Raw genomic sequence first — 25,168 nt, 5'->3', positions numbered from 1 at the left:
GAGGCAAAAAATTGTTAGCGCATAGCATATTAAGAAGAGGCTAAAAAACAATAATCTGAACTTCAACAGAGGTCTCATAGAGTGAATAAAATATGGGGGAAATCTCTACCAAAGATAATGTTAATTTTTCGCAAATATCTGTTAAATTCTAATTAACTGAAAAAATTGGGTGATTTCCCTTATATTATTTCAAGGTAATAGTTTTAAAGATATTAGGGACCTGAGAAATTATACTCTATTTCGGAATAATGCTAAATGCTGAATAATTTTTCGACTTTCAAGACCACCTGCCAGGGCTCCGGTGGTGACGCCAATGGTACTGATAAATACTGCAATTCTTAATTGATCTTCAAGGGTAATTTCAGGGCGATTAAGAGTGGGCCAGGTTTGCATAAGATCGGGAGGAAAAACATACAGCATTAATATTAGGGCCATCACAGCTACCAGAAGAAAGAGACCAATACAGGCGAAAAATATACTAAAGTAGATCACAGAATTTGCAACTGCGAGGTGCTCGGTGATAATTCTTTTCTCCTTTCTGGGCAGGAATAGAGACTGTACCCTTACCAGGTAAAAACTGGCCAGCATGATACTTATTACTGCAAAAAAAGCTGCAGTTCCATTTGTTAATCCCAAACCTACATCCCAGATTTCTGAACTAAAAACCAGAATAATAGATGGCGCTACCGCAGCAGTTGCTAGGCCGGGGAGGGAAAGGGGTAAAAACAAGGCGCGGTTTTTTAAAAGGGGACGGAAGAATTTACCGGGGTGCCTAAGCGTCATAAGAATATGGAAAATAAAGGTTTCTATATCATTACCGTTTTGCAATTCCCTGTCGGGGGTTTTTTTTGCTTTTTGTTTTAATTTCCGTTTTTCTTCTGTTGAAAATGATGGAAATTTTTTTAGGTCTTGCTGAAAACTTTCTGCTCCCATTATCCTGCTGGATGCGGGAGAATTAGCAGTTTTTAACCCTAATATATGCCCTGCCTGGCGAAGGAAGAGCGTGGCAGTGTTCTTCCTCACAGTCTCATTTGTAAGGTCCAGGGAAGCTTTATTTTTTCCTGTGGCAGTAAGTCTTCGGGTGGAGATCACAATTACGCGGGTAACAGTGGAGCTCAAAGCCGCGACGAGATTATTGCGGCGTGACATAAGTCCAACATCTGTAATTACGGTAACCAGGTCGTAAGGACCTTCAGCCATACTCGTACTCGCTCTGTCTAAAAACTCTGAAGGACTTCGGGAGGAATCACTCTCCAGCCTAAAATCTTCAGCAACATCAAAATTCCATTTTAACCCTGTGCTCTCCTCCAATTCTATTTTTACGTCCTGTGTAATTTGTTCAGCAAAAGAAATTAAAGCTTCTTTGTCTTCCTTCCTGGTATAAGCAATTAAAAGTCCTACGTCCATCTCGGGATTCGGGCTTGGTCCCTGAGCCTCGTTTAATGCAGAAAAAAATCTTTTACCTGAAGTTATAGCTCTAATAACACGTGTAGAATTAATTACTCTAACCGTTCTAAGGATGCGCAGAGCGTTAAAGATCCTCAGCATTCTAAAAGCAGGAATGAGTAAGGCAATAAGGGTAATCCAGTTTTGCTTAATGAACTGCATCTTTCGGGGCGCTACAATAAGCTTAATTAGAAATTCCAGTATAAATAGGCCCCAGATAACGTAAATGAGAGTTTCCTGAAATTGACTTAGTCCCTTTACAAGCTCAGCTATAAAAAGATATAACCAAACCAGGGCGAGTATGAACATGGGTATCTCAAGATGTTCCTCAAGCTTATAAAACACCCTATAGGCCTTCCTGTTTTTCTGCAATTTGTGATTTTATTTTTTAAGGAGAATACAATAAGAAACTTTCTAATTTAGGAATAATTTAAATATAACTATGGATAGGCAGGAGGATAAGATTCCAAGATTACTTAAATTGCAATTGCTTCCAAAGGCACTTCGTACGGAAAAGCAAAAGCAGATATTTCATTCCCGTATAGCCATGATTTACGATCTTCCTTTCTTAGAACTACTAAGCATCCTTTTTTTTGTATTATGTATTTTAGCCATAGTCTCATTGGCTTCGGTAGTAAGAATTGTATAAGAGTTGATGAGATCGCCATTTTCAGGATGAATCCATGAGGAATAAATTCCGGCAAAAGCAAATATTTTCTGATCCTTTGGGTAAATAAGGTACTTCTGTTTATTTTTTCCCTTTGCATCCAGCCACTGCCATTCATAATACCCATCAGCAAGTATAAGACAACGATTTTTTACAGAGTTTCTGAATGCAGGTTTTTCTGTAACAGTTTCTATTTTGCCATTCAGGGTCATTTTCTTTATGTTCTCATCCTTCGCCCATTGCGGAATTAATCCCCAGTGATACAAATTTATTTCTTCGGGATTTTCATTAGTTATTACAGGCGTTCGGCAGAAGTCAAACGCATTGATCTCCTCTCTGGGAGTATGAGCCTCCGGTTCAATAAATTTAGCATCAAAGGTTTTTTCAAGATCCTTTATTTTAGCATTTAATTTTGTCCTGTAACACATTTCTAGAATTTTTTCTCCAAGTTAAAAAATTACCTTTATACATTTGAATAGGGGCATTTATTAATTTGAATACTATCGAGTTCCCTGATCTCCTTTTTATATTCGGAAGGAAGGAAAATATCTCTCATTATATAATTCAGTTTTATAAATCTGCTTAATTTATAGACAACAATTACAGGACTTAATAGGGAAACTTTTCTGAAGTTTAACAACTCCCTTACCCTGGGCGGACTTACAAGAGTCTGTGCCTCTTTAAGGATTTGAAACCGCATTGGCCCGAGATGTTTGCGATATTGCTTGTATAGATCTTTTGTAAGTTTGCTGTATTCGAGATCCTGTTCAAGGTGCTCCTCCCTCATTATTTCATAAGCCCGATAGTTTTCCGGTAATCCTTTTATTCCCATTCTGGTTCCAAGTCGGTTAAAAACATCAAAAACTTCCTCTTTTTCAGCTAAAATCAGCTCACGTTCCAACACTTCATAGGAGCGGATGGAATAATCAATTAGCAGAAACAGGACATCCCTGTAAGCCCATTCGGGAATCTTAGCTCCGCGTTTTTTTTCTACTGCGGAATGTATTGCGGCTATGGAATCTATCGCGCGAAGTGCTGCTTCTTTTTCTGAAAATATTATTTTTCTACCGTATTCAACCGTGGAAAATAGTCTTCCCAAAGGATCGGCGGGTAACTAAGCCAGTAAAGTACAGCCAGTCTACAGTTTTGTTTAAAGCAAATTCTGAAGACGCCCCGGCAAAAATGAACAGAATAGTATCTCCCTTTCCCCAAATCTCCCGGACTATTGAATCCTTATCAACAAAATATTCCATCTTCATCATTACTAATTAGCTTCTATTATTTCTTTCGACTCTATAACTGCAAAAACCTTACCCCTGCTCCCGGATTTTAAATCAGATCAGGTTCGTCTTCCTCAACATCGACCCCGTCAATTTTAACTTTCTCTGTATTGTTATTCAAATTGAGATCGATCAGCAGGTGTTTTGCATCAATCCCCGCACTTTTCGGCTGTTCAGAAACCTCTATAATAACCGTCTGCTTCCCTGATTTTATTTTATTTCAAAATTCAATTTTACATTAAATCTCTCCTCATTAATTCGATCTTATCGAACAATTCCCCCACCCCTAAAACTGCCATAATGATGAAAACTGTCAAAAGGAGCTTCACTAAAACAGGAATTGAAAAGCCGAATAAGATGTAGACAAAAGAGGTCACCGGGGGAAAATAAACGAAGGAAAGAAGGATCAAAAGTATTCCGAAGAAAAGATCATTCCCCCAAAAAGTATTAATAATGCTTAGCGGTGAAGACAGCTATTCCAAAGATCCAGCTGAGAAGGTTCAACACATTTGAGGCGATATCTGTTAGTACATTTGTTGATGTCATAATATTTATATTCAAGGTTCGATTAATTAGATTCCGAAGATCAATGGAAAAGTGAACGTGACTACGATCGCCCATATGATATAAATTGGCAGGTAGCGGGCAATTACATTTCCAACACTGTCTAAATCTGCTTTTTTGGAAGTCGATTTTAGTAGTTGTGCAGTTACCATCATTAGATTTACAAGCACCAGGAGATTGGCTCCCAGTACAGCAATACGGTTTGGAGTGATACCCCATTCAGAAATCCTGAACAGTATTGCCGAAAGAGCGATTCCGTTCACGAGAATTGTTACTACAGAAAGCAAGATGAGGATCAATACTTCAGGTTTGCTTTTCCTGGTTCCCGAAGAGCTAAGCAACCGAAAAGAAAATGATCGCCATTACTCCAATTAGCAGGACGTTAAATATGAGAAGGAATTCTCTGTCGTTGTAAGGATCTTTGCCCGAGTATAGCATTGCCACCAGATAGATCACGAGCATTACCAGGACTAACGGACTAAATATTCTGGCAATAACAGGAGAAATTTTTCCTACCAGATGCGGGTTGGTTTGTGTGAGGTATGTGCCGAGAATGGGTATAGCTGGAAGTCCAAAAACTACAACATATTCAAAATAAAATTGTTCAATATTTATACCTATCAGAGAAAAAAGCCCAATAGTTATTCCTGTCATAATTGCGCTAAGCAATACCTATTAGAGCAGAAATGACCAGGAGGTCTCCATTATATTTTAAGAAATTAAGACGTTTCTCGTCGCTCTCACGTTTTCCACCTACGTAAGCGAAACCAAGTATAGCCCACAGGAAAATCAACAAATGAATGCAGGCTAAAGTAAGGGTGTCACTATCGGGAAGATCGGGTAGGGCATTGATATAAACAACTCCTACTACTAATGAGATAACAATAACCGCGATCTTGCCTGAAGATAATTTTCTCTTCCAGGCAAACCAGGCCGCTAACATTGGAAAGAGAATGAACCCGATATTTCTGGGATAGAAAAATTCTTCATCTATTCCAAAAAATGCGGGGAATTTTGCAATTATTCCGGCAAGAAGAGAGGCAACTAGAATGAAAATTAAATCTCTGGCCGATCCCCGGTTGAGGTCATCAGTTTCGTAATTGAGTCTTTCATTCCAGAAGTCAGCTAACGGGTTGCCTTTAATTTCAGAGTAAAGGGTATTGAACTCTTTTTTAAAGTTGGTTTTGTTTGATCTGTAAAGCTTTTCCAGCTGTTCAGGATAGTCTAGTTGGGTTAAAATTTGTTCTTTCATGGTTTTTTTGTTTTTCTAAAATTTTGATACTGACTTTATCTAATTGGGTTGACAAAATCTGAAATAATCCTTTTTGAAAAGTACTTTGAATTTCAAAGTAATATGGTAAATTTTTTTATTTGCATAACTTCCTATTTTTGGGATTTGATCAATTTTTCCAGTGCCGAAATATGTTCTTCAAAAGCTTTTTTCCCTGCCTGGTCATAAAATATTTTGTGTTTGGTTTTCTATCTACAAATGCTTTTTTTACTCTAATAAATTCTTCTTTTTCCAGAGCTTTAATATGACTGGCCAGGTTACCATCAGTTACGTCTAAAAACTCCTTTAGTGCAGTAAAGTCAAGAGTATCATTTACTGCCAGGGCAGACATGATACCCAATCTTACCCTACTTTCGAAGGCTTTATGTAGATCATTCAGGTAGGTTTTCATTTCTCGTACTTCAGGTGCATAACAATTCCATACACGATGTGCATCAATCCAAAGCCTAAAGCCCAGAATAAAAGTCCGTAACCAATAAAGTAGGAAGCAAAAAGCCCCAGGATTATCTGGACAATTCCTAAAGATCTTAATTCCTCAAAGGTGAATTTACTGGCATTTACCAGGGCAAGTCCGTAAAAAAGCAGAGTTGCGGGAGCCAGAAATCCATAAAGCCCTTTGGTGAGAAGAATCAAAATAAATATTCCCCCTGTTACCAATGGAATAGCCATATTAATTACAACTCTCCTCGCAGCTGTATTCCAGATTTTTTTCCCCTCTTTTTTAGATTTTTTCCAGGATAAATAAATAGCTGTTCCCACGGCCAACACAAGAATTACGAAAGCTAAAATTAAAACATTTATTATATCACCATTTATTTCCTGCCTGTCAATCGAATTGTAAAAAACAGAATCATTTTCCACATAAAATAACCGATATGCTACATAGGCTCCAACCAATGCATATATACCCGCCATAATCCCGGACAGGCCAGATAGGGAAAGAAATTTAGTAGATCGTTCCATCATGGAACGGATCTCTGTGAGATCTTTTATATATTTTTGATCTGTTTCCATAGAAAGTACTTTGAAATACAAAGTTAAAAATTAAATTGAATTATTGACCCGGTGGTAAAAAAAGAGCAAATAATTTATTAAGCAAGATACACCGCTCTATTATTGAGGTTTTTTACTGTTGGTGTAGGAAGAGTCGTAAGAAACCTCGCATAATTAGAAGAGGAAGCGAAGAGGAATAAATCCGTAAAGGATTGAGATTAAATTATTTTGTAAAAATAATAAGCTTGGGATCTATTTGGAGTTCTGTAAACCCAAAATCTAACCTGATCCATTTTAAAGTGTCTTCAGTATAAAGAAAAACATGGGTTGGATCGTTTTTATAATACCAGCTCCCAAAATCGTTTTCTTCTCTATATAAAGAAGTTTTACAGTAAAGTTTTCCTCCTGGATTTAAAAGCTTGTGTAATAATTTAAATTCGCGCCGGGGATTTTGGAAATGCTCCATTACTTCGCAGCACATAATGAAGTCATATTTCTTTTTTAATACCTCAGGATGATCTTCAAAAAAAGGATCATAAAGATTAATGGAAAACCCCTGTCTTCTTAAAAAGACTGAAGCTACCGGGCCTGTACCACAACCAAAGTCCAAAAGTCGATGTTACAGGAAAATCTTCCTGAACAGCATTTGTTATAGGACTTATAAAGTGCAGGTAATTTAAGTCCTCAACATTATTATTGTGAAGGAGGTATCTCTTTTCCTCTTCCTCGGCAGTAAGAAAATACCGGGGTAGCAGCATAATTGCCTTGCAAACAGTACATCTGGCAAACTCGCGCTCGTCCCGGTAAAAATCTATTGTAGAACCTTTACAAAGGGGGCAGCGCATGGCAGGTAAAGACCTAATACAGAGATTTTATTTTCTCTAGTTTTTCCTTCCAAATCTCCAGCTGCTCTTTATGTTCCGCAATATTTTTATGCACATCTCTTACCAGGGGATTATCATCATCTACATTGGAAAAGAACTGAAGATTATTCTCCAACTGCATAATTTCAGCTTTGGTTTCTTCTATCTTCTTTGTGAGGAAGTAATGTTCATTGCGTAACTTTTTATCATCATCTGCATCATTTAAAGTTTGAATTTTATTTTCATACTTCATCATCTCGGCCTTTGTATTGTCTACATCCAGTTTTGAAAATAATTGATCCAGCAGCTTATTGAACTTTCCTTCTATAAACCTTTTGTTGTAAGGGACCCTTCCAATGTTTTTCCATTCCTCGATGGCAGACTTAATTTTAGGAAGGTCCTGCTTCTTTTCCCCGGTAAGTTCCAGAGACTTTAAATTGTCAAGGATCTCTTTTTTCTGCTCAAAGGCTTTTAACTCTTCAGAGTTTTCCTCATTGTTGTTCTTGTGTAAGCGATCAAAATAATGGTTACAGGCTGCCTTAAATTGTTTCCATACCTTATCACTATCTTTTCGGGGTACATGACCAATCTTTTTCCAGTCCGTCTGGATCTTTTTCATTAGAGGAGTAGTGACTTTAAAATCTTCACTCTCTTTATTGTCCTCAGCTATTTTGATCAATTCCCGTTTCTTTTCGAGATTTTCATATTGGTCTTTTTTAAGGCCTTTGTAGTAAGCATTTTTGTTACGGTTAAACTGCCTTACATTTTGCTTAAATACCGTCCAGGTCTCTTCATTTTTATCCCTTGGAACCTTTCCTGCCTTGAAAAATTCTTCTCTTAAGGCTTCCAGTTCCTTAATCTTTTGCTGCCACTGGTTATGGGAAGTATGTTCAGTTTCTGCAAGCGCTTTTATTTTGGAATTGATCTCCTGTTTAATTTCAAGATTTTTTTCATATTGTTGATCCTGTTGATCATAATATGCCTGTCTAAGGTCGTGGATCTTTTTTGTTGCTTCACTAAACCTGTTCCATATATCTTCCCGGTATTCTTTAGCTACAGGTCCCAGTTCCTCTTTCCACATTTTGTGCAACATCTGTAATTCCCTAAAGGCACGGCTGGTATCTTTTTCCTGCGTCAATTCCTCTGCCCGGTCGATAACTTTTAGCTTCTGTTCCAGGTTATGTTTAAAATCCAGATCCCGGAATTCCCTGTTAAGGTGAAGGAAATCATAGAAATTTTCTACGTGATGATGGTAAGTATTCCAAACAGTGTTGTATTTATCACGTGGAATGGGACCTGCCGTTCGCCATTTGTCCTGCAGCTCCTTAAAGTGTTTGTATGTGGTATTGATATTTTCCTCTACATCAAGCAAACCTTTAAGCTCCTCAATAATTTCCTGGCGCTTGTTAAGATTTTGATTCAAATCCTGTTTAAGCTGCTGTAATAATTATTTCGTTTTTCTTTATAATCGAAATAAACTGAATTGAATTGTTTTTTAAGAGGAGTAGAGTAGTGGAAGTCTATAATATTTCCGCCATCTGCAAGAAAATCCTCTTTTTTCTCCTCAAGCTCTTCGTCAAATTTTGCATTAAACTCTGCGCGTATTTCCTCTACGTGCTCTTTTATAGCCTGCACTTTTTCATTCTTTACCAGGCGCTCCAACTCACTTACCAATTCTTCCTTAGACATAGAATGGTAATCTTTCTTCTCTATTCCATGGCGCTCACTGGCTGTTTCATCCTCGCTTTCTTCAGCAACAGATTCTTCAAATTCTGAATGTGCGTCTTTTTTATTTCCGGCTGAAGATGATTCCGTCTTTTCATCTTCCTCTTTATGAGAAGTTTCGGCTGAAGAATTTTCTTTCTCTTTATTCTTTTCGGAAGGTGACTTTTCTGAACGCATTTTTTCCAATGCAGCGTCTACTGCTTCTATATCACTGGCAGAAATATCTTCAGAATTTTTGATAGCCTCAGTTGTTGGTTTCTCGCTGCGCATCTTTTCCAGGGCAGAGTCTGTAGGATCTTTTTCTGTTGTAGATCCTTCTGAAGCAGTTTTTTCTGATGATTTATCTTCAGAAAGTGTTTTGGCTGCTTCTTCCTCAGAATTTTCCTGAGCATCAGGAACTTCAGAATTTTTTACATTAGATTGATCTTCAGGAGATTTTAAAGGTTCATCTTCTTTTTGAGCATCAGAATATTCTTTTTCCTGAGCCTCACTCCTGGCTCTCATTCCTGTAGACTGGTTTTCCTCCAGCATTGCATTTTCAAGCTGGTCTTCTTCCTTACCCGGTTGTGGAGTGGAAGAAATAGAATTTTCAGCAGAATAAGAAAATGCACTTTTCCCGGTGTTTTCTTTCTTCCCGTTCTCCTGTCCCTTGGTATCCTCACTGCCCTTTGCCGGGGAGTCTACTTCAGGATTTTTTGGATTTGTTTCGGGGAGATCTTTTTTCGTGTGGTCATTTTCTTGCTGAGACATATCTTTCAATGTTATAGTTCTTGCTGGTATGAATTAGCCTGAAAGATACTAACTCCCTAAAAATAAGCCAAGCTTTTCCTTGAAATTATAAGTTGCCGCCGCTCCTTCCCCTGCCTTATTTCAAAGTCCAGATGCTCCATGCTTTCTCTGCCTGAAGCTTTAACATTTGTTCTCCGTTAATTGCCGTGGCTCCTTTCTTAAGTGCCAATTGCATTAATTTAGTTTCTGCGGGATTGTAAATAAGATCGTAAAGTAAATGTTGTGAGCTAAGAAAATCCAGAGGTATTGATGGAAAATTTGATGTATTGGGATGGGTTCCTAATGGGGTGCAGTTAATGATCAATTTATACTCCTGCATAATATGTTCAGAAAGATCTGAATAAGAGTATTGATCTTTTTCGGAGGATCTTGAAACAAAGGTGTAGGAAATTCCCAGTAATTTAAGTGCGTAAGCCACAGCTTTTGAAGCACCACCTAGGTTCCCAGGATCAGTGCTTTTTGATGCTCGGGTTTCAGGAAAGGTTTTAAGGATTCCATAAATCCGAAGTAATCTGTGTTATAGCCTGTAAGACTACCGTCATTTTCAAATTTAATAGTGTTTACAGCACTCAATGTCGCTTGCAACAGGATCCAATCTGTCCAGGTAAGGAATAATTTGTTCTTTATAAGGAATTGTAACATTACAGCCGGAGGGCGGGGAGGATAGTATTTCAGAAAATTCTTCTATCGTTTGCAGATCAAAATTGACATATTGAGCATCAACTCCTTCAGCCTCAAATTTCTTGCTAAAGTATGCGCGTGAGAATGAATAGCTGATATTTTTACCTATAAGTCCGTATGTTTTCATTTTACTGAATTTCTTTTTTCATACCATCCTAAACCCAAAACGATGGTAATACCGAAAATAATTAATAGAGCAGCTATCCAGGTACTGCTGTCGTAAGGATCGGGAAAATACCTGTCATAGTTATCCAGCACCTTGTTACCCGCTTTATCTATAGCTATTTCCCCCTGTGCGTTTAACTTATAGATCTTTTCTTTCCAGGGCCATACTACCCCCAGAGATCCCGTTATAAATCCTATAATTACTGCATAAGTTTGCCTTTTATAGTTCTTAAGCACGAACCCCAGTAAGTGTGAAAGGGAAACAAGTCCGGCCAGGGAACCAATGGAAAAGACAGCTAAAACCTCTAACATTCTTATTCTTACAGGATCCTGAAGAAAAGAAAAGTCCCACATGAGCATATCCTTAATGGTTATGTAAAGAGCAGTGACAGAATCTACCAGGAGCAATACATAATTTCCAAAAAGAATTAGAATAAAAGAACCGGAAAGACCTGGCAGTGTCATACCTGAAACTCCTACCATTCCACAGAAAAAGACGAACCAGAGATTGTCATTTTCTTTTGCAGGCTCAAGAAAACTTATTGCCACCCCTACAATAATTCCGGCCAGGACGTACAACAAACTTTTTCCTGTCCAGTCATCAAAATCTTTACTTATGTAATAAATAGAGCCCACGATCATCCCAAAGAAGGCAGCCCAAACATAAAGTTCATAATGTAGAATTAAATAATCGAGTAGGAGGGAAACACTAAAATAGCTTATCACCATTCCAAGGATCAACAAACCCAGGAATTTTCCATTGGTATAATTGTAAAGGCTTCTAAATCTTCCGTTTATAAGAAGTTTAAAAGCCTTTAAATTTATTTTTTGAAGTGAGTAAATAAATTCTTCGTAAAACATTAGCTACGAAAGCAACCACCCCCCCAGATACGCCGGGAACTTTATTTGCAGCTCCCATTGCCAAACCTTTGAGTACTAAGAAAAATTTATCACTAAAGGTCCGGGTTTTCTGCATTTGCTGGCACAGGCTTTTTTGTTGCGATTTTCTCTAAGATAAGGATTAAAAGAAATCCTGCAAGCATTAATATTACAGCAAGAATGAGCTGAGGATCACCCTCAAAATTTCCCGGTAAGACAGAAGCTTCTCTAAGGACCACACTCTTATCACCATACTCTGCAGTCTCTAATACTTTCTTCCAGGGCCAAATCTTATTAAGTGATCCCGCGATAAAACCTGTGAGAACGGCAAGGGTGATATTGCTGTAATTTTCGAACAGCCATTTTAAAATTTTTGAAAAGGCAAGGAGTCCAAAAACGGCACTTAGCAGCGACGATCCCCAGAGTTTTAATATCAAAGTCGTGGGCGGCTTCAGTAATGGTCTTATAAGCTCCAAGGAGCACCAGAATGAATGCTCCGGAAATTCCCGGCAGGATCATAGCACATATCGCAATAGCACCAGACATGAATAAATACCCGTTCCCCGGTACTCCTGTAGATGGAGGAAGGGAAACAATTAAATATGCTACCGCAGCACCAATGATAAGTGCCAGGACAATTTTAAAGTTCCATTTAGGAATTTGTTTGGCTACAAACCAAATACTGGCGAGAATTAAACCAAAAAAGAAAGACCAGATTAAAACGGGATGCTCTTCCAGAAGATAATTAGCAATTCTCATAAGAGAAAATATACTAATTAGTATACCCAGAAGTAAGGAAATAATGAAAGGCCCATTAAGTTTTTCCCAGGCAATTTTTACTCCTTCGGTTCTCCAAACCTGGATCAAAGAATAATTTACACCACTAATGGTAGTAATTAATTCCTGATAAATTCCGGTAATAAAAGCAATGGTACCTCCCGATACTCCGGGCACAACATCTGCGGCACCCATTGCCATTCCTTTAAGAGTTATAGTAACGTAATCTTTTATGCTGCGTTGCATCCTGAACATTTATTTCCCACCAAAGGTAAATAAATCAGGAGGCTTTCAGGTAAGAATTAATCATTTCCTTAACACTTTTTCTGCTAAAGATCTTTGGAAATAATTCTTCTATGATAATATAATATTCAGCGTCTATTTTTAAACCGTTATTCAGGTGGAAGTAGCCTTTGTCGCCTTCATTTAAATTAAAATATAAACCTGCAAGGCGATATTCAACTTCTGCCGTTTCAGGATAAAATTCTACTGCCTGCAATAAATTTTGGACAGCCGTTTCATACTCTCCCAGGTTAATAAGGATATCACATCTCTTGATCCAGGTTTCCAATTCATAATTTCCCAGGTCAATCGTTTTTTGGTATCCTCGTTCGGCCTCTTCAAAAAGATTAAGCCTGCTGTTTATTTTAGCATAACGCTTCCAGTAAAGCACATTTTCCTCATCTATATTAATAGCTTTATTAATATAGTAAAGTGCTTTTTGAAAGTTACCTTTTCGATAATAAAAATCTGTAATAGCGATCCACCCTTTGTCCAGTAATGGATCTTCATGAACTGTTTTAGAATAATGTTCTAATGCCAGTTCTTCAAGACCAAGTTTCTCAAAACATTTTCCTATTCTTAAATAAGCAAAAGATGTTGGGTCATCAAGATCCAGAGTGATACGATAATTTTCTATGGCCTCATTAAACTTACCAAGTTTCTCCAGGACCTTTCCCTTTTCCAGGTATGCACCAATAAACATATCATCACTTATAATAGCAAAATCAAAAGCAGTAAGTGCTTTGTCAAATTGTTTAAGGTCAAAATATTGTTTTCCTATCTGGTGCCAGGCAACTTCGCAGTATGGATTCTTGTTAAGGAACATATTGAGGTATTCAATTGCTTCGTTCTTCTGTTCCAGGAAATCAAAGCAATACATTATATTATAGAGAGCAGAATAATCTTCCTCATCTGCCTCCAAACATTTCATAAAACTGAACTTGGCATTCTCAAAATCTTCAAGAAATAAATATTCCATACCCAGCAGGGAATAAACATCTGCCTCATCCATTGTTATATCGAGCGCCTTCTCCAGCATCTTAATCGCTTTTTGGTGGTCATCGCGCTTGGAAAATATATTGGCTTTTTGAATGTAAACCTCTTCATTTGAAGATTCCAGTTCGTGCAGTTCATTAAGTAAACCATCTGCAAGATCCAGTTTGTCTTCAAATACTAATATCTCAACTTTAAAAAGTTTTAAGTTGGTAGAAGTAGGATGTTGGGCAAGGCCCATCTTAACGGCTTTTTTAGCTAATGCAATCTTCCCATTTTCAAGATAATGGTGAATGATATCCTCAAATTCTTCAGAGTCAAAGAATAAAACGTCATTAGTCTTAAGCATTGATTCGAAGCGTGTAAGTGAGAAATTGTTTTCTTCGTTATGACTTAATTGCATACACCGGGGATTACTGGATTTCTACTGATTTAAAGTTATAAAGGTATACCTGTAAAACCTGTAGAATAACATATTGTTTTTAACAAAGTAATTAACAGATCAAATCTGTTTACTTATATCATCTAGGACGTCAAGAATAATGCCACATCCTTCTTTTATTTCTTCAGGAGAAATAGTTAGGGGAGGAGTGATACGCACCGCTTTTTTATCGAATAGTAACCAGAATAGAATAAGACCTTTATTCTGGCTTCTTAATATAACTTCTGTAGCAATTTCTTCGGAAGGGGTCATCATTGCCAGCATTAGGCCGTTTCCTCTAACTTCGGAAATTAGCGGATGAACCAGTAATTTTCGAAAGAGTTTTTCCTTCTGAAGGGTTTCTGCCATAAGGTCAGACTCTGTAATTTCCTGAAGGGTAGCTAAAGCAGCTGCAGCAATTACAGGATTTCCCCCAAAGGTAGTTATATGACCCAGCTTTGGATTATCCATTAAACTGTCCATGATTTCTGTAGAGGAGGTAAAGGCTCCAATGGGCAATCCGCCTCCCATGCCTTTCCCCATTACCAAAATGTCTGGAACAACATCAAAATTTTCAAAACCGAACAAGGTTCCCGTTCTTCCAAAGCCAGGCTGAATTTCGTCCAGGATTAACAATGCTCCGGTCTCTTTGCAACGTTCTTTAACCTTTCCCAGGTAATCATTAGTTGGTAAAATAAACCCTGCACCGCCCTGGATAGTTTCTAAAATGACCGCTGCCGTTTTGGAAGTAATCTTCTGTAAATCTTTTTCAAGATTAAATTCTATATGGGAAATTTCTCCTATAAGCGGCCGAAAGGGTTTTTGTCTTTCTTCCAGGCTCATGAGGCTTAAAGAACCCATGGTATTGCCATGATAGGCATCTTTTGCTGCTATTATTTCCTTCCTGTAGAGTATACCTTCTGGCAAGCTTTAAGGCTCCTTCAATTGCCTCTGTCCCGCTATTGGTAAGATAAGTTTTCTCTAAAGGTTCAGGTAAATTTTGAGCTAATAAGCGGGTAAGATCCACTGCAGGTCCCTGGGCGTATTCTCCATAAACCATTACGTGCAGGTAACTTTCTGCCTGGTCTTTAATGGCTTTTACCACCCGGGGGTGACAGTGGCCAAGACTGGTAGCAGAGACTCCTGCCACAAAATCTAAATATTGCTTTCCTTCAGTTGAATATATATAAGAACCTTTGGCATGAGAAATTTCCAGTGCCAACGGGTGGGGTGTTGTCTGTGCCTGGTACTTTAAAAAATCCTGTCTCAATTTGTTTCTCCTTCTTCTTTATTTTCTGTCTCTTCCTGTTCCTTGTTTTGCTCAAGTGGCTTTACCGTTCCCGGCTCTATATTTTGCTGAACTTGTGGAATACTATCAATTTTTTTATCCTTTAAATCCTCAGGTTTTAACCTTGAATTTTCGTTTAATAAAGGTTTGTTTTCATTGGTTTCATCAAAAAAGTCTTCAGGAGTTTCTGGTAAAGGGATCCCTTTAATTCTTACAAGTTCCGGAGGTGCCTTTCCGGCAAAAAGATCTTCTTTGGAATGCAGTTCTTCATCGCCTCTCCAGTTAAAGCCCTTGAGCCTACGCGCATTTTCCGGAAATTCTTCTTCGGGAGTTAGTGTTCCATCTACGCTGGTAATGTAGTCTATATAATTAATTTCCCTGTTCTCAAACATTATTTTAATTGAGCTGGAAAGGGTTTTATTAATCCCAATAAGCTCCTGTTCTGAATTTCTGGAATAATAAATTGTTTCTGTATTTTTTACAATGTCGACCTGGTATAGTTCATTATCCACAAACAGGCTAAGTGAGCTCTTTCCCTTTGACCTGGTTAAATCCTTCTATACTATCCTTCTGAATGAGAAAGGCATTATCAAAAACCTTGAGGGAGTCCAGTTTTTCTGTTTTAGGATCACTCAGCAGGTGTATGGTATCGCCTGTCATTTGGCTGCCACTGCTCCACAATACAGGACTTCGTTTTACTGTTACAGAAGTGACAGGCCCGGCCTGAAGGTTTATTAATTTGGTTAGACCTAGGGTTTTTTGGTTAACATATATGGAGTCGCTTTTCCCGCTCATATCGCTCTTGTACATCCTCACATCATAGAATCCCCGAATGATCCGGTTTTCAGGTTTACTAGTGATCATGAGGGTATCACTATGAATAAAGATAGAATCATTATCCTGAACCGTAGCTGCCACTGCTCTTTTTGTAATAAAAACTGAATCCCGGTCGCGAAATACTTCAGCATAATGCCCGGTTATTAAACTTTTATTAAGGGTATCAGTAACCCGTATATTATTTGTGGCAGAGGCGAAACTGTTACTTCGATTAAAATAAAGACTATCTCCCTCCAGGATCCTGTTCTCGTAATCAATTCTGGAATTCTTTACAAAGTAACCCTCATCTGCACGCGTGTCATAAAAGCCGCGCTCACAATAAACGGTGCTGGTTTCACTTTCTATTGTCGTGGGCCCGTAGAAGTAAGCGTGTCCCGTATCTGAATAAAAATCCAGTTGAGCTGAATTAATAACATACTCAGGATTGGTAAGAACCACATTAGTCACAAAGGAGTATTTGTCTTCCTCCATAAAATATCTGCCAATTAGGCTTTTTAAGACACTGGCAGTATCTGTCACCGTTCCACCACTCGTAAAGTAAGCCTGCTGTTTTACACGGTTAAAAAAGAGGGTGTCAGTTTCCAGAGTGGTTTGAGGGCGGGTCATTTTTACTTTCCCACTTGCAAAAGCAAATTGCGTGGTGCCGTTATATTCAGCATAATTACTCTGCATTGTTACCGTATCTCCCTGTTGCATCCTAACATCACCGTATGCTTTAAAAAAATTTGCTTCCCGGTAAAAGACTGCGTTATTACACCATACCTCAATTCCTTCGTGATTAAAATAAACCTGTTCGTTTATACCGCTAAGAACAACTGCACCGGGATATTGCTCCTCATTAATAATTTGTCGCTCGCTTTCATAATCTATCAGCCTTCCCTGAGCATTAGCTTCAGGGATCACAGCCAAAAGTATTATGACAAGAAACAAAAAAGAATTTGCTGAAAATTTCAATTAAATAATATTTGGATCAAAAGTAATTAAAAGAGCACAAATTGTGCCTTTAATATTTCCTTATGTACAGACTACTATATCTATGATTAGCACTATTATTTTTGAAAAAATTTTATCATTTTCCTCAAAATACTGATTTTTCAACAATAAACAGAACATAAAGTTTACTTAAAATTATGATTATTTAAGGTTTTAGGATTTTCGTTAATAAAAGTTTAACTGCGAGAATTCTCCTTCAGCAGCAAAGACAGGTAAGTTTGGTGAGATCAAAAACACATATTATGAAAAAACCCCTTTTAAAAGTGCAAAAGGAAGATTTGCAGCAAAATTCAAACAACTCCCGTCGGAAATTTCTTAAGATGGGTAGCCTTGTCGTGGTTACTCAGGCTTAATGCTTTATTCGTGCAGCGATAATGATGACATGGACAATATGCCAGAGACACCTTCAGGAGAAATATTTGACCTGGGTAGTGGCGACGTGGGAATTTTAAATTATGCTTATGCACTGGAACAGCTGGAAGCAGCTTTTTACACCAATGTTATGGATGGCTCTTACTGGGCATCGGCAACTGCAGAAGAAAAACTGATTCTGGAGGACCTTTATAAACATGAAGTAATTCACCGGGAATTCTTTAAAGCTGCAATTACGGCTGCAGCACCAAATATGGTTTTACCGGAACTTGAATTCGATTTTAGCGGTGTAAATTTTAGCAGTAGAGATTCTGTTCTATCAACTGCACAAGTACTTGAAGATACCGGGGTGGCAGCATATAATGGTGCGGGAAGTTTACTGGAAACTCCCAATTATCTTGTGATTGCAGGAAAAATTGTTTCTGTAGAAGCGCGGCACGCTGCGGCGATAAGATCTTTGTTCCTTGAAAGCGATACAGCTTTTGCAGGAGATGAGATAATAGATGAGAATGGTCTTGACCTGGCGAAAACACCTGCCCAGGTATTACAGGAAGTTGGAGACAAAGGCTTTATTGTAACTGAATTTACAGCTAATAACCTGCCAACCGGATCTTAAGACGTACCTCTAATTTAAAAGAAATCACACTATGAATATTATAAAATTTTTAGACGAATTTACTTCTGAAAGTCTAACAAAAAAGACTGCTTCCAGAAGAGAAATGTTTGGAACCCTTGGTTCTTTAAGTAAGAAAGCTGCAATGGTAGCAGTTCCTTTTGGCCTTGCATCGGGTTCTTCAAAAGCTTTTGCTGCCCAGGATGCAAATTCTGCGGTTTCTGCCTTACAACTTGCTCTCACACTTGAATATCTTGAAGCTGAATTTTACATGAAAGCTCTGGATTCCGGAGTACTTCCTGCAGGAAGTAAAGCTGAAGCTATTTACATGCAAATATCAAAACATGAAGACGCTCACGTTGATTTCCTGCAAAGCGGGCTGGGAGATAACTCAGTTGAATCTCCTGAATTTGACTTTACAGTGGGAGGAATGTTTGATCCTTTCAATGAAAATGGAATTGGCCAGGAAATGGCTTATGCTCAATTATTAGCCCTTGCACAGGCTTTTGAAGATACTGGTGTACGAGCTTATAAAGGACAGGCTGGTAACCTTATGGGAACTCAATTTCTTAGGCCTGCACTCCAAATTCATTCCGTGGAAGCGAGACATGCTTCAGAAATAAGAAGACTTAGAGCTAATGTAATAGGAGAAGATCTTAATCAAAACGCGCTGGGCTGGATTACGCTCGACAACAGAGGACCCGGAATGCCGGAAGCCACTCAGGATGTGTATAACGGTGAAGAAAATGTTACTCAGGGAGGTGTAAACCTTGTTGATGCTACAGATTTTCAAGCTGTTGCAGTATCTCAGGCATTTGATGAACCAATGTCTGGTGAAACAGCGAGTAGGATTGCCGGTTTATTTATTGTGAACCCTTAGTACTTACCAATTGAAAATAAAAAATGCTTTTCAGTTTCTGAAAAGCATTTTTTTATTCTACAGTTTTAAATTTATCTTCGGATGGTTTGTTTTCGGTCCGGTCCTACAGATACAACCGAAATTGGCACTTGTAGTTCCTTTTCAAGAAAGGCTACGTAATCCTTAAATTCCTGTGGAAGATCATCTTCAGATGTCATTTTAGTGAGATCTTCTTTCCAACCTTTCATCGTAGTATACACAGGGGTTACATTTTCAGCTTCAATATTGTATGGGAAATGAGAAATTTCCTCACCCTTATAATTATAAGCTGTACAAACTTTTAAAGTTTCAAAACCGCTAAGAACATCTCCTTTCATCATAATTAGCTGGGTGATCCCATTAATCTCAACGGCATATTTTAAAGCTACCAAATCCAGCCATCCGCAACGGCGGGGCCTACCTGTTGTAGCTCCAAATTCTTTCCCAACCCGTCCCATGATCTCACCGTCTTCATCAAAAAGTTCAGTAGGGAAGGGGCCGCTACCGACTCTCGTGGTATAAGCTTTAAAAATTCCGAAAGCTTCTTTTATTTTATTAGGAGCTACACCCAAACCAGTACAGGCTCCTGCAGCTGTGGTATTTGAAGAAGTAACAAATGGATATGTTCCAAAGTCTATATCTAGTAATGATCCCTGAGCACCTTCTGCAAGAATGGTCTTTCCTTCCTTTTGTGCCTGGTAAAGATATTCTTCGCTGTCAATGAACTTTAAAGATTTTAAAACTTTTATGGCTTCAAAAAATTCCTGTTCAAGTTCTGCAAGATTGTATTGAATATCAACGTTGTAGAAGCTAATCATAGCTTCGTGTTTATCGGCAAGAGTTCTGTATTTTTCTTTCCAGTCTGCCATCTCCAAATCGCCAACCCGCAGTCCATTTCTTCCTGTCTTGTCCATATAAGTAGGCCCAATTCCTTTTAAGGTAGAACCTATTTTAGCTTTCCCCTTAGAGGCTTCAGAAGCTGCATCTAGCAGGCGATGGGTTGGTAATATCAAATGGGCTTTCCGGGAAATAAGAAGGTTTGTCTTATAATTGATATTAAATCTGTCAAGATTTTCCAATTCCCTTCTAAAGATAACAGGGTCTATTACTACCCCATTCCCAACCAGGTTAATGGTGTTTTCATGAAAAATTCCCGAGGGAATTGTATGAAGAACATGCTTTTGTCCGTCAAACTCAAGAGTATGACCCGCATTTGGACCTCCCTGGAACCTTGCGATGATGTCATATTTTTCGGTAAAAACATCTACTATTTTACCCTTTCCTTCATCACCCCATTGTAATCCAAGTAGTAAGTCTACTGCCATAAAATTTTAATTTGTTGATTGTTTTTTGGTGCCGTAAAAATATAAAGAATGTTTAGAAACATCAATATTAAAAACCTCCTCAATTGTTTGTTTGATACTTTGTATCCTTGGATCACAAAATTCTATAACCTCACCTGTATCGGTAAGAATTATATGATCGTGATTCCTGTCAAAATAGGATTTTTCATACTGAGACTGGTTTTGGCCAAACTGGTGTTTCCTTACAAGACCACATTCAAGAAGAAGTTCTATAGTATTGTATAATGTGGCACGACTAACCCGGTATTTTTTGTTTTTCATTTTAATATAAAGAGACTCTATATCAAAATGTTCTTCATTGTTGTATATCTCCTGAAGAATAGCAAAGCGTTCCGGAGTTTTCCGGTGGCCTTTTTCCTCAAGAAATTTTGTAAAAACATTTTTTACAACTGCCTGGTCGTTCTTATTAACTATTTTTTTGCTCATATTTTACCTCCCTTGCAAATGTATTGGTTTATTCTCTGGACACCTTATCAATGCCATTAATTTTTTTAAGATGCTGGATGAGAGTATTCAGGATTGTGTTATTTTTTACTATAACTGTAATTTTACCTCTAAATAAACCTTCATAGCTCTCAAAGTTAATACTTCTCATATTCACGTTGAGGCTTTTTGAGATCTCCCGGGTCACTTCACTCACTAATCCCAGGTTATCTATACCCGTTAAGTTCAACACAGCTTTAAAATCCTGCTGGGTTGAATCTATCCATTTTGCCTGGATTATCCTATAGGCATAATTGCTTTGAAATTGAATAGCGTTAGGACAATCTTTTTTATGAACCTTAATTCCTTCACTTACAGTAATAAACCCAAAAACAGTATCCCCGGGAATAGGGTTACAACAATTGGCCAGTTTATAATCGAGGATATCTTCCTCCTTCCCAAATACCAATTGATCGTACTTGCTGGTGATCTCTTCTTTGTCAAGATCTTCAGCAATGGAAGGTTTTTTGATCTTACTTTTAATATAGCTAACAAAGGCGTTACTCCTTGAGGCAGTAAATTCTTTTAGTTTTGTATTGTCAATTTTACCAATACCTACCCTGTAAAAAAGGTCAAGGCTTGTTTTAAGCTTAAAATAAATGACAAGTTCATTGATCATTCTCTCATTAAAACTCAGCTTTTGAGCTTTCAGCTTACGGGCCAAAATAGCTTTTCCTTCTTCAGCTATTTCTTTTTTCTCTTCCCTTAAAGAAGATTTTATCTTAGCTCTTGCTCTTGCTGTAGTAGCATAATCTAACCAGTTAACATTCGGTTTGGCATTTTCTGAAGTAATTATCTCTATCTGGTCCCCGCTCTTAAGTTCATGGCTTAAAGGCACCAGTTTATTATTGACTTTAGCGCCTCTTGTATGTAAACCTACTTCTGTGTGAATGCTGAAAGCAAAGTCCAGCGGTGTGGAACCTTTCGGAAGAGATTTCAGGTCCCCCTGGGGCGTAAAAACAAATATTTCCTTGGCATATAGGTTTAGTTTGAATTGCTCAACAAAATCTACGGCGTTAGTTTCAGAATTTTCCAGAGCTTCCTGTAACCTGTTAAGCCATTCTTCCATATCCTTTTCTTCCTGCTCCTCACCGTGCTTGTACTTGTAATGTGCGGCATATCCTTTTTCAGCAATCTCATTCATTCGCTGACTGCGGATTTGCACTTCTACCCATCGCCCTTTAGGCCCCATTACAGTAATGTGCAGTGCCTCGTATCCTGTAGATTTTGGAGAAGAGATCCAATCCCTTAAACGAATAGGGTTTGGCCGGAAGTGATCTGTTACGATAGAATATATTTTCCAGGCCAGGAACTTTTCGTTGGCAACATCGCTTTTGTAGATGATCCTCACCGCAAATTTGTCGAAAACTTCATCAAAAGTGACATGTTGAGCCTTCATCTTTCTCCTGATGGAGAAAATAGATTTTGGTCTTCCTTTTATTTCATAATCCAGGTTTTCGTGATCCAGGGAATCTTTTAAGACCTTAGTAAAATCATTTATATAAGCATCCTGCTCCTCTTTACTTTCCCTTATTTTGGTAAGAATATCAGTATAAACTTCCGGCTCGGTATATTTTAGGCCAAGATCTTCCAGTTCTGTCTTTACGCTGTACAAACCAATCCTGTGGGCCAGTGGTGCATAAATGTAAAGTGTTTCTGAAGCAATTTTTATTTGCTTGTCCGGCCGCATGGACTCCATGGTTTGCATGTTGTGCAACCTGTCTGCAATCTTGATAATAATAACTCTTACGTCGTCATTTAAGGTGAGTAACATTTTCCTGAAATTCTCTGCCTGTAAAGAGACATCTTTGTCCTTTTTGAGGTGAGAAATTTTAGTTAAGCCGTCAACAATTCGTGCAACGGTCTTACCAAACATTCTTTTAATATCGTCCAGCGTGTAACTGGTATCCTCTACGACGTCGTGTAAAAGAGCGGCTGCAATAGAAGTGGCATCCAGTCCAATTTCTGAGGCTACTATTTTAGCCACGGCGATAGGATGGAAGATATAAGCTTCTCCAGATTTACGGCGCTGATCCTTGTGAGCATCTACAGCAGTGTCAAAAGCCAGCCTTATCAGCTTTTTATCATCATCAGTAAGAGAGCGGTAACTTATGCGCAGCAATTCCTTATACTGTCTTGCAATATCCTTATTCTCCTGTTCAATAGCAGCTTCTGTCATAGTTTAAAATTACGATTAAGATTGTAAAGAAACAACTAAAGACTTCCTTTGAGGTTTTTATACCGCAGCAATAATGGCGGGTGAGAATAGTGTAAAAATACATATGCCTTATGCGGAGTCAAATTACTAAGGCTGGTTTTTGAGAGCTTTTTTAAACTTGAGATCAGGGCGTTTTCATTGTAGGTATTTTTAGCAAAATCATCGGCCTGATATTCAAATTTTCTTGACAGATAATTCATGAGAAGTCCTGTTATTTCTGAAATAGGACTATACAATATTCCGAAGGCAATCAAACCAATGTGAAAACTAGGTTCATTTACTCCCAATGCCTGTGAAAGCAGAGGATTCCCCACAAAAACTGAAAGCAGCCACAAAGTAAAACCTGTTGTAATAACTGCCGCAGCAAGGTTCGCGATCACGTGCTTCTTTTTATAGTGCCCAACCTCATGCGCCAGGACACTTACAATCTCCTCTTCCTCAAGGTCATTAATGAGGGTGTCATATAAAGTAATACGTTTTTCCTTACCAAAACCTGGAAAATACGCATTGGCTTTGGTACTTCTTTTAGAACCGTCTATTACAAATATATTGTGAAGGGTAAACCCAACTTTATCTGCATAAGCTTCTATTTTTTCCCGTAGCGATCCTTCGGGAAGCGGTGTTTGCTTATTAAATAGCGGCACGATCAATTTGGCGTAGAACATATTTACAAAAACAGTAAAAATGCTTACGACAATCCAGGTATACCACCAAAAATCATTTCCTGCCCATTGATAGAACCAAACAATTAGCGCCAGGATTCCACCACCACCAACAATCATTAAACCCCAGGATTTTAATTTATCCAGAAAGAATAGCTTTTTGGTAGTTTTATTAAAACCATATTTTTCTTCTATGACAAAAGTGCTGTACCAGGAAAAAGGTAAACTAAGAATATCACTCGCCAGCATTATAATTCCAAAGAAAATAAGAGCTATGACAATAGGATTATCTGAAATATTCCGTGCAATGGAATCTACCCAGGCAAAGCCATCAAATAAGAGAAAGCCAAGCATTAATAAAAAAGAAAATACTGAAGATGCCAAACCAAAGCGGTAACGTTCCTTTTTGTACTGCTGGGATCGTTTGTATTCTTCCTCATCATATACGTCTTCAAGTTCCTTAGGAATAGGGTCACTAAAATGTTTGGCATTTAATGCCTCCACAATTTTATCAATCACAAAATCAATAACAATTATGAAAATAATTATATAGAAAAGAGTTTCTGGATTCAAGATTTAAAGTTTAAAGTTCGGGGTTTAAGGTTCAAGGTATTTCTAACGTTCCTTAATTTACTTCCTCTGCGCACTATACGTTAAATAAGAGAAAGGTTTTTAGGGCTCTAAGATCAATCATAGCATAATCAAATTTTAATCCAAATATTTTTTGTCAGGTGAGATTTTTGCTGGAATATTTGTCAATAGAAATTATCCAAATCTTTTCAGTTCGTACTTATCTTTCAAAAATTCGTAGTTCAAAACCCTCTTTGCCGTTTAGCTTCAAAAATGAGAATACCTGCAGCGACAGAAACGTTCATAGAATCAATTTCCCCCTGCATCGGGATGACAATGTTTTGAGTGGAACTCTGCAGCCATTCTTTACTTAATCCTGTTGCTTCAGTTCCAACCACTATGGCGCTTGCAGCTGTAAAGTCAATTAGGGTATATGATTTTGAGGCCTGCAGGGCAGCAGCATAAATGTTTATTTGCTTTTCCTGCAGGAAAGCAATAATTTCTGAAGTTGTGCCAGTTGCTATATCATTTGTAAAAACACATCCTACACTGGAACGGATGATATTAGGATTAAAAAGATCTGTTTTTGGATTGGCAATTAGTACCGCATCTATTGCAGCTGCATCGGCTGTTCTTAGTAAGGCACCAATGTTCCCGGGCTTTTCCGGTGCCTCGGCCACCAGGATCAACGGATTTTTATTCTTTAGCTGAAGATTTTTTAAACTCAGGTCCCGGTTTCTAATTATAGCAAGTAAACCTTCTGTACTTCCGCGGTATGCGATTTTGTTGTAAACATCAGCTGAAATTTCAGTTATTTCCGGTTTTTCAGAAGTATTACTTATTAGACCTTCCAGTTTTTCAGAAGGAAATAATTCAGAACAAAAAAAAAGATCTGTAACGTCATATCCACCTTTTGTAGCAAGTTCAACTTCTCTTATTCCTTCAACAACAAAAACTCCTTCCTTTTTTCTTTGTCGTGATTTTTCCTGAAGCTGAAGGATCCTTTTTATAGTTGGATTGCTAAGACTTGAAATGTTTTTGATCATACAGCTAA

At 38.0% G+C, this 25,168-nt stretch carries 20 protein-coding genes and 6 pseudogenes; 2 read left to right on the top strand and 24 right to left on the bottom strand.

The window, feature by feature from the left end; translation table 11 throughout:
* Nucleotides 1-228: 228 nt before the first annotated feature.
* The 19 genes and pseudogenes from LZ575_RS06040 to LZ575_RS05955 all read right to left on the bottom strand — a co-directional run bounded on the left by LZ575_RS06040 (nt 229) and on the right by LZ575_RS05955 (nt 16,895).
* A complete protein-coding gene (locus tag LZ575_RS06040) occupies nt 229-1,818 on the bottom strand; it encodes a hypothetical protein (protein ID WP_235329810.1) in 1,590 nt (529 codons plus the stop codon).
* 180 nt (nt 1,819-1,998) lie between these two features.
* Nucleotides 1,999-2,541: an SOS response-associated peptidase gene (locus LZ575_RS06035; RefSeq protein ID WP_235329808.1), complete on the bottom strand. Its 543-nt coding sequence runs from the start codon at nt 2,539-2,541 to the stop codon at nt 1,999-2,001.
* A 35-nt stretch (nt 2,542-2,576) separates the two neighbouring features.
* Nucleotides 2,577-3,212 (bottom strand): oxygenase MpaB family protein, encoded by a 636-nt coding sequence (locus LZ575_RS06030; RefSeq protein WP_235329806.1) that lies wholly within the window; start codon nt 3,210-3,212, stop codon nt 2,577-2,579.
* Entirely contained in the window at nt 3,187-3,375 is a 189-nt protein-coding gene (locus LZ575_RS06025; protein ID WP_235329804.1) for a hypothetical protein, read from the bottom strand. The genes LZ575_RS06030 and LZ575_RS06025 overlap by 26 nt, the downstream gene beginning before the upstream one ends.
* 590 nt (nt 3,376-3,965) lie before the next feature.
* Nucleotides 3,966-4,298: a hypothetical protein gene (locus LZ575_RS06020; RefSeq protein WP_235329802.1), complete on the bottom strand. Its 333-nt coding sequence runs from the start codon at nt 4,296-4,298 to the stop codon at nt 3,966-3,968.
* Complete coding sequence (locus LZ575_RS06015; protein ID WP_235329800.1) at nt 4,291-4,626, bottom strand: hypothetical protein; 336 nt, start codon at nt 4,624-4,626, stop codon at nt 4,291-4,293. Before LZ575_RS06015 ends, LZ575_RS06020 begins: the two co-directional genes overlap by 8 nt.
* The gene (locus tag LZ575_RS06010; protein WP_235329798.1) at nt 4,619-5,209 is read right to left on the bottom strand and encodes a hypothetical protein; all 591 of its coding nucleotides are present in this window, start codon (nt 5,207-5,209) and stop codon (nt 4,619-4,621) included. Before LZ575_RS06010 ends, LZ575_RS06015 begins: the two co-directional genes overlap by 8 nt.
* A gap of 131 nt (nt 5,210-5,340) precedes the next feature.
* Nucleotides 5,341-5,639, bottom strand: a pseudogene (locus LZ575_RS06005) (winged helix-turn-helix domain-containing protein).
* A complete protein-coding gene (locus LZ575_RS06000; protein WP_235329796.1) occupies nt 5,636-6,262 on the bottom strand; it encodes a hypothetical protein in 627 nt (208 codons plus the stop codon). Before LZ575_RS06000 ends, LZ575_RS06005 begins: the two are co-directional and overlap by 4 nt.
* Nucleotides 6,263-6,464: 202 nt before the next feature.
* A complete protein-coding gene (locus LZ575_RS05995; RefSeq protein ID WP_235329794.1) occupies nt 6,465-6,851 on the bottom strand; it encodes a class I SAM-dependent methyltransferase in 387 nt (128 codons plus the stop codon).
* Nucleotides 6,784-7,086, bottom strand: a complete 303-nt coding sequence (locus tag LZ575_RS05990) for a hypothetical protein (protein WP_235329792.1) — start codon at nt 7,084-7,086, stop codon at nt 6,784-6,786. The genes LZ575_RS05995 and LZ575_RS05990 overlap by 68 nt, the downstream gene beginning before the upstream one ends.
* Nucleotides 7,087-7,099: 13 nt before the next feature.
* A pseudogene (locus tag LZ575_RS05985) lies at nt 7,100-9,333 on the bottom strand (DUF349 domain-containing protein).
* A gap of 361 nt (nt 9,334-9,694) precedes the next feature.
* Nucleotides 9,695-10,426 (bottom strand): annotated as a pseudogene (locus LZ575_RS05980) (shikimate dehydrogenase family protein).
* Nucleotides 10,423-11,440, bottom strand: a pseudogene (locus LZ575_RS05975) (DUF368 domain-containing protein). Before LZ575_RS05975 ends, LZ575_RS05980 begins: the two co-directional pseudogenes overlap by 4 nt.
* A pseudogene (locus LZ575_RS05970) lies at nt 11,418-12,366 on the bottom strand (DUF368 domain-containing protein). Before LZ575_RS05970 ends, LZ575_RS05975 begins: the two co-directional pseudogenes overlap by 23 nt.
* 34 nt (nt 12,367-12,400) lie before the next feature.
* Nucleotides 12,401-13,798 (bottom strand): lipopolysaccharide assembly protein LapB, encoded by a 1,398-nt coding sequence (locus LZ575_RS05965; RefSeq protein WP_235329790.1) that lies wholly within the window; start codon nt 13,796-13,798, stop codon nt 12,401-12,403.
* A gap of 99 nt (nt 13,799-13,897) precedes the next feature.
* Nucleotides 13,898-15,086 (bottom strand): annotated as a pseudogene (locus tag LZ575_RS05960) (aspartate aminotransferase family protein).
* On the bottom strand, nt 15,083-15,616 hold the full coding sequence (locus LZ575_RS23365; RefSeq protein WP_311196002.1) for a hypothetical protein: 534 nt from the start codon (nt 15,614-15,616) through the stop codon (nt 15,083-15,085). The pseudogene LZ575_RS05960 and the gene LZ575_RS23365 overlap by 4 nt, the downstream one beginning before the upstream one ends.
* 7 nt (nt 15,617-15,623) lie before the next feature.
* On the bottom strand, nt 15,624-16,895 hold the full coding sequence (locus LZ575_RS05955; protein ID WP_311196001.1) for an OstA-like protein: 1,272 nt from the start codon (nt 16,893-16,895) through the stop codon (nt 15,624-15,626).
* A gap of 391 nt (nt 16,896-17,286) precedes the next feature.
* Here LZ575_RS05955 and LZ575_RS05950 point away from each other — a divergent pair, with 391 nt between their 5' ends.
* Both LZ575_RS05950 and LZ575_RS05945 read left to right on the top strand, forming a co-directional pair.
* On the top strand, nt 17,287-17,922 hold the full coding sequence (locus tag LZ575_RS05950; protein WP_311196000.1) for a ferritin-like domain-containing protein: 636 nt from the start codon (nt 17,287-17,289) through the stop codon (nt 17,920-17,922).
* Nucleotides 17,923-17,953: 31 nt separating this feature from the next.
* Complete coding sequence (locus LZ575_RS05945; RefSeq protein WP_235329788.1) at nt 17,954-18,799, top strand: ferritin-like domain-containing protein; 846 nt, start codon at nt 17,954-17,956, stop codon at nt 18,797-18,799.
* Nucleotides 18,800-18,870: 71 nt separating this feature from the next.
* Here the strand turns inward: LZ575_RS05945 and LZ575_RS05940 are convergent, their stop codons facing one another.
* The 5 genes from LZ575_RS05940 to LZ575_RS05920 all read right to left on the bottom strand — a co-directional run bounded on the left by LZ575_RS05940 (nt 18,871) and on the right by LZ575_RS05920 (nt 25,160).
* Nucleotides 18,871-20,142 (bottom strand): adenylosuccinate synthase, encoded by a 1,272-nt coding sequence (locus LZ575_RS05940; RefSeq protein WP_235329786.1) that lies wholly within the window; start codon nt 20,140-20,142, stop codon nt 18,871-18,873.
* A 6-nt stretch (nt 20,143-20,148) separates the two neighbouring features.
* A complete protein-coding gene (locus tag LZ575_RS05935) occupies nt 20,149-20,607 on the bottom strand; it encodes a Fur family transcriptional regulator (protein ID WP_235329784.1) in 459 nt (152 codons plus the stop codon).
* Nucleotides 20,608-20,635: 28 nt separating this feature from the next.
* Nucleotides 20,636-22,843 carry a bifunctional (p)ppGpp synthetase/guanosine-3',5'-bis(diphosphate) 3'-pyrophosphohydrolase gene (locus tag LZ575_RS05930; protein WP_235329782.1) on the bottom strand — a complete coding sequence of 736 codons (2,208 nt, stop codon included), beginning with the start codon at nt 22,841-22,843 and terminating at the stop codon, nt 20,636-20,638.
* Between the two features lie 35 nt (nt 22,844-22,878).
* A complete protein-coding gene (locus tag LZ575_RS05925) occupies nt 22,879-24,117 on the bottom strand; it encodes a M48 family metallopeptidase (RefSeq protein WP_235329780.1) in 1,239 nt (412 codons plus the stop codon).
* Between the two features lie 239 nt (nt 24,118-24,356).
* A complete protein-coding gene (locus LZ575_RS05920) occupies nt 24,357-25,160 on the bottom strand; it encodes an RNA methyltransferase (protein ID WP_235329778.1) in 804 nt (267 codons plus the stop codon).
* Between the last annotated feature and the right edge of the window lie 8 nt (nt 25,161-25,168).

Origin of the sequence: Antarcticibacterium sp. 1MA-6-2, assembly GCF_021535135.1 — a bacterium.
Lineage (GTDB): Bacteria > Bacteroidota > Bacteroidia > Flavobacteriales > Flavobacteriaceae > Gillisia.
The sequence above is the reverse complement of the archived record's forward strand: the minus strand, read 5'-3'. Positions and strand labels throughout refer to the sequence as shown.

Bases quoted from the DNA above. Each gene is read 5' to 3' on its own strand.
- LZ575_RS05920 (WP_235329778.1), bottom strand. From the start codon at position 25,160: ATGATCAAAAACATTTCAAGTCTTAGCAATCCAACTATAAAAAGGATC.
- LZ575_RS06025 (WP_235329804.1), bottom strand. From the start codon at position 3,375: ATGATGAAGATGGAATATTTTGTTGATAAGGATTCAATAGTCCGGGAG.
- LZ575_RS05930 (WP_235329782.1), bottom strand. From the start codon at position 22,843: ATGACAGAAGCTGCTATTGAACAGGAGAATAAGGATATTGCAAGACAG.
- LZ575_RS05935 (WP_235329784.1), bottom strand. From the start codon at position 20,607: ATGAGCAAAAAAATAGTTAATAAGAACGACCAGGCAGTTGTAAAAAAT.
- LZ575_RS05945 (WP_235329788.1), top strand. From the start codon at position 17,954: ATGAATATTATAAAATTTTTAGACGAATTTACTTCTGAAAGTCTAACA.
- LZ575_RS05940 (WP_235329786.1), bottom strand. From the start codon at position 20,142: ATGGCAGTAGACTTACTACTTGGATTACAATGGGGTGATGAAGGAAAG.
- LZ575_RS06000 (WP_235329796.1), bottom strand. From the start codon at position 6,262: ATGGAAACAGATCAAAAATATATAAAAGATCTCACAGAGATCCGTTCC.
- LZ575_RS06035 (WP_235329808.1), bottom strand. From the start codon at position 2,541: ATGTGTTACAGGACAAAATTAAATGCTAAAATAAAGGATCTTGAAAAA.
- LZ575_RS05990 (WP_235329792.1), bottom strand. From the start codon at position 7,086: ATGCGCTGCCCCCTTTGTAAAGGTTCTACAATAGATTTTTACCGGGAC.
- LZ575_RS05950 (WP_311196000.1), top strand. From the start codon at position 17,287: ATGCTTTATTCGTGCAGCGATAATGATGACATGGACAATATGCCAGAG.
- LZ575_RS06010 (WP_235329798.1), bottom strand. From the start codon at position 5,209: ATGAAAGAACAAATTTTAACCCAACTAGACTATCCTGAACAGCTGGAA.
- LZ575_RS05965 (WP_235329790.1), bottom strand. From the start codon at position 13,798: ATGCAATTAAGTCATAACGAAGAAAACAATTTCTCACTTACACGCTTC.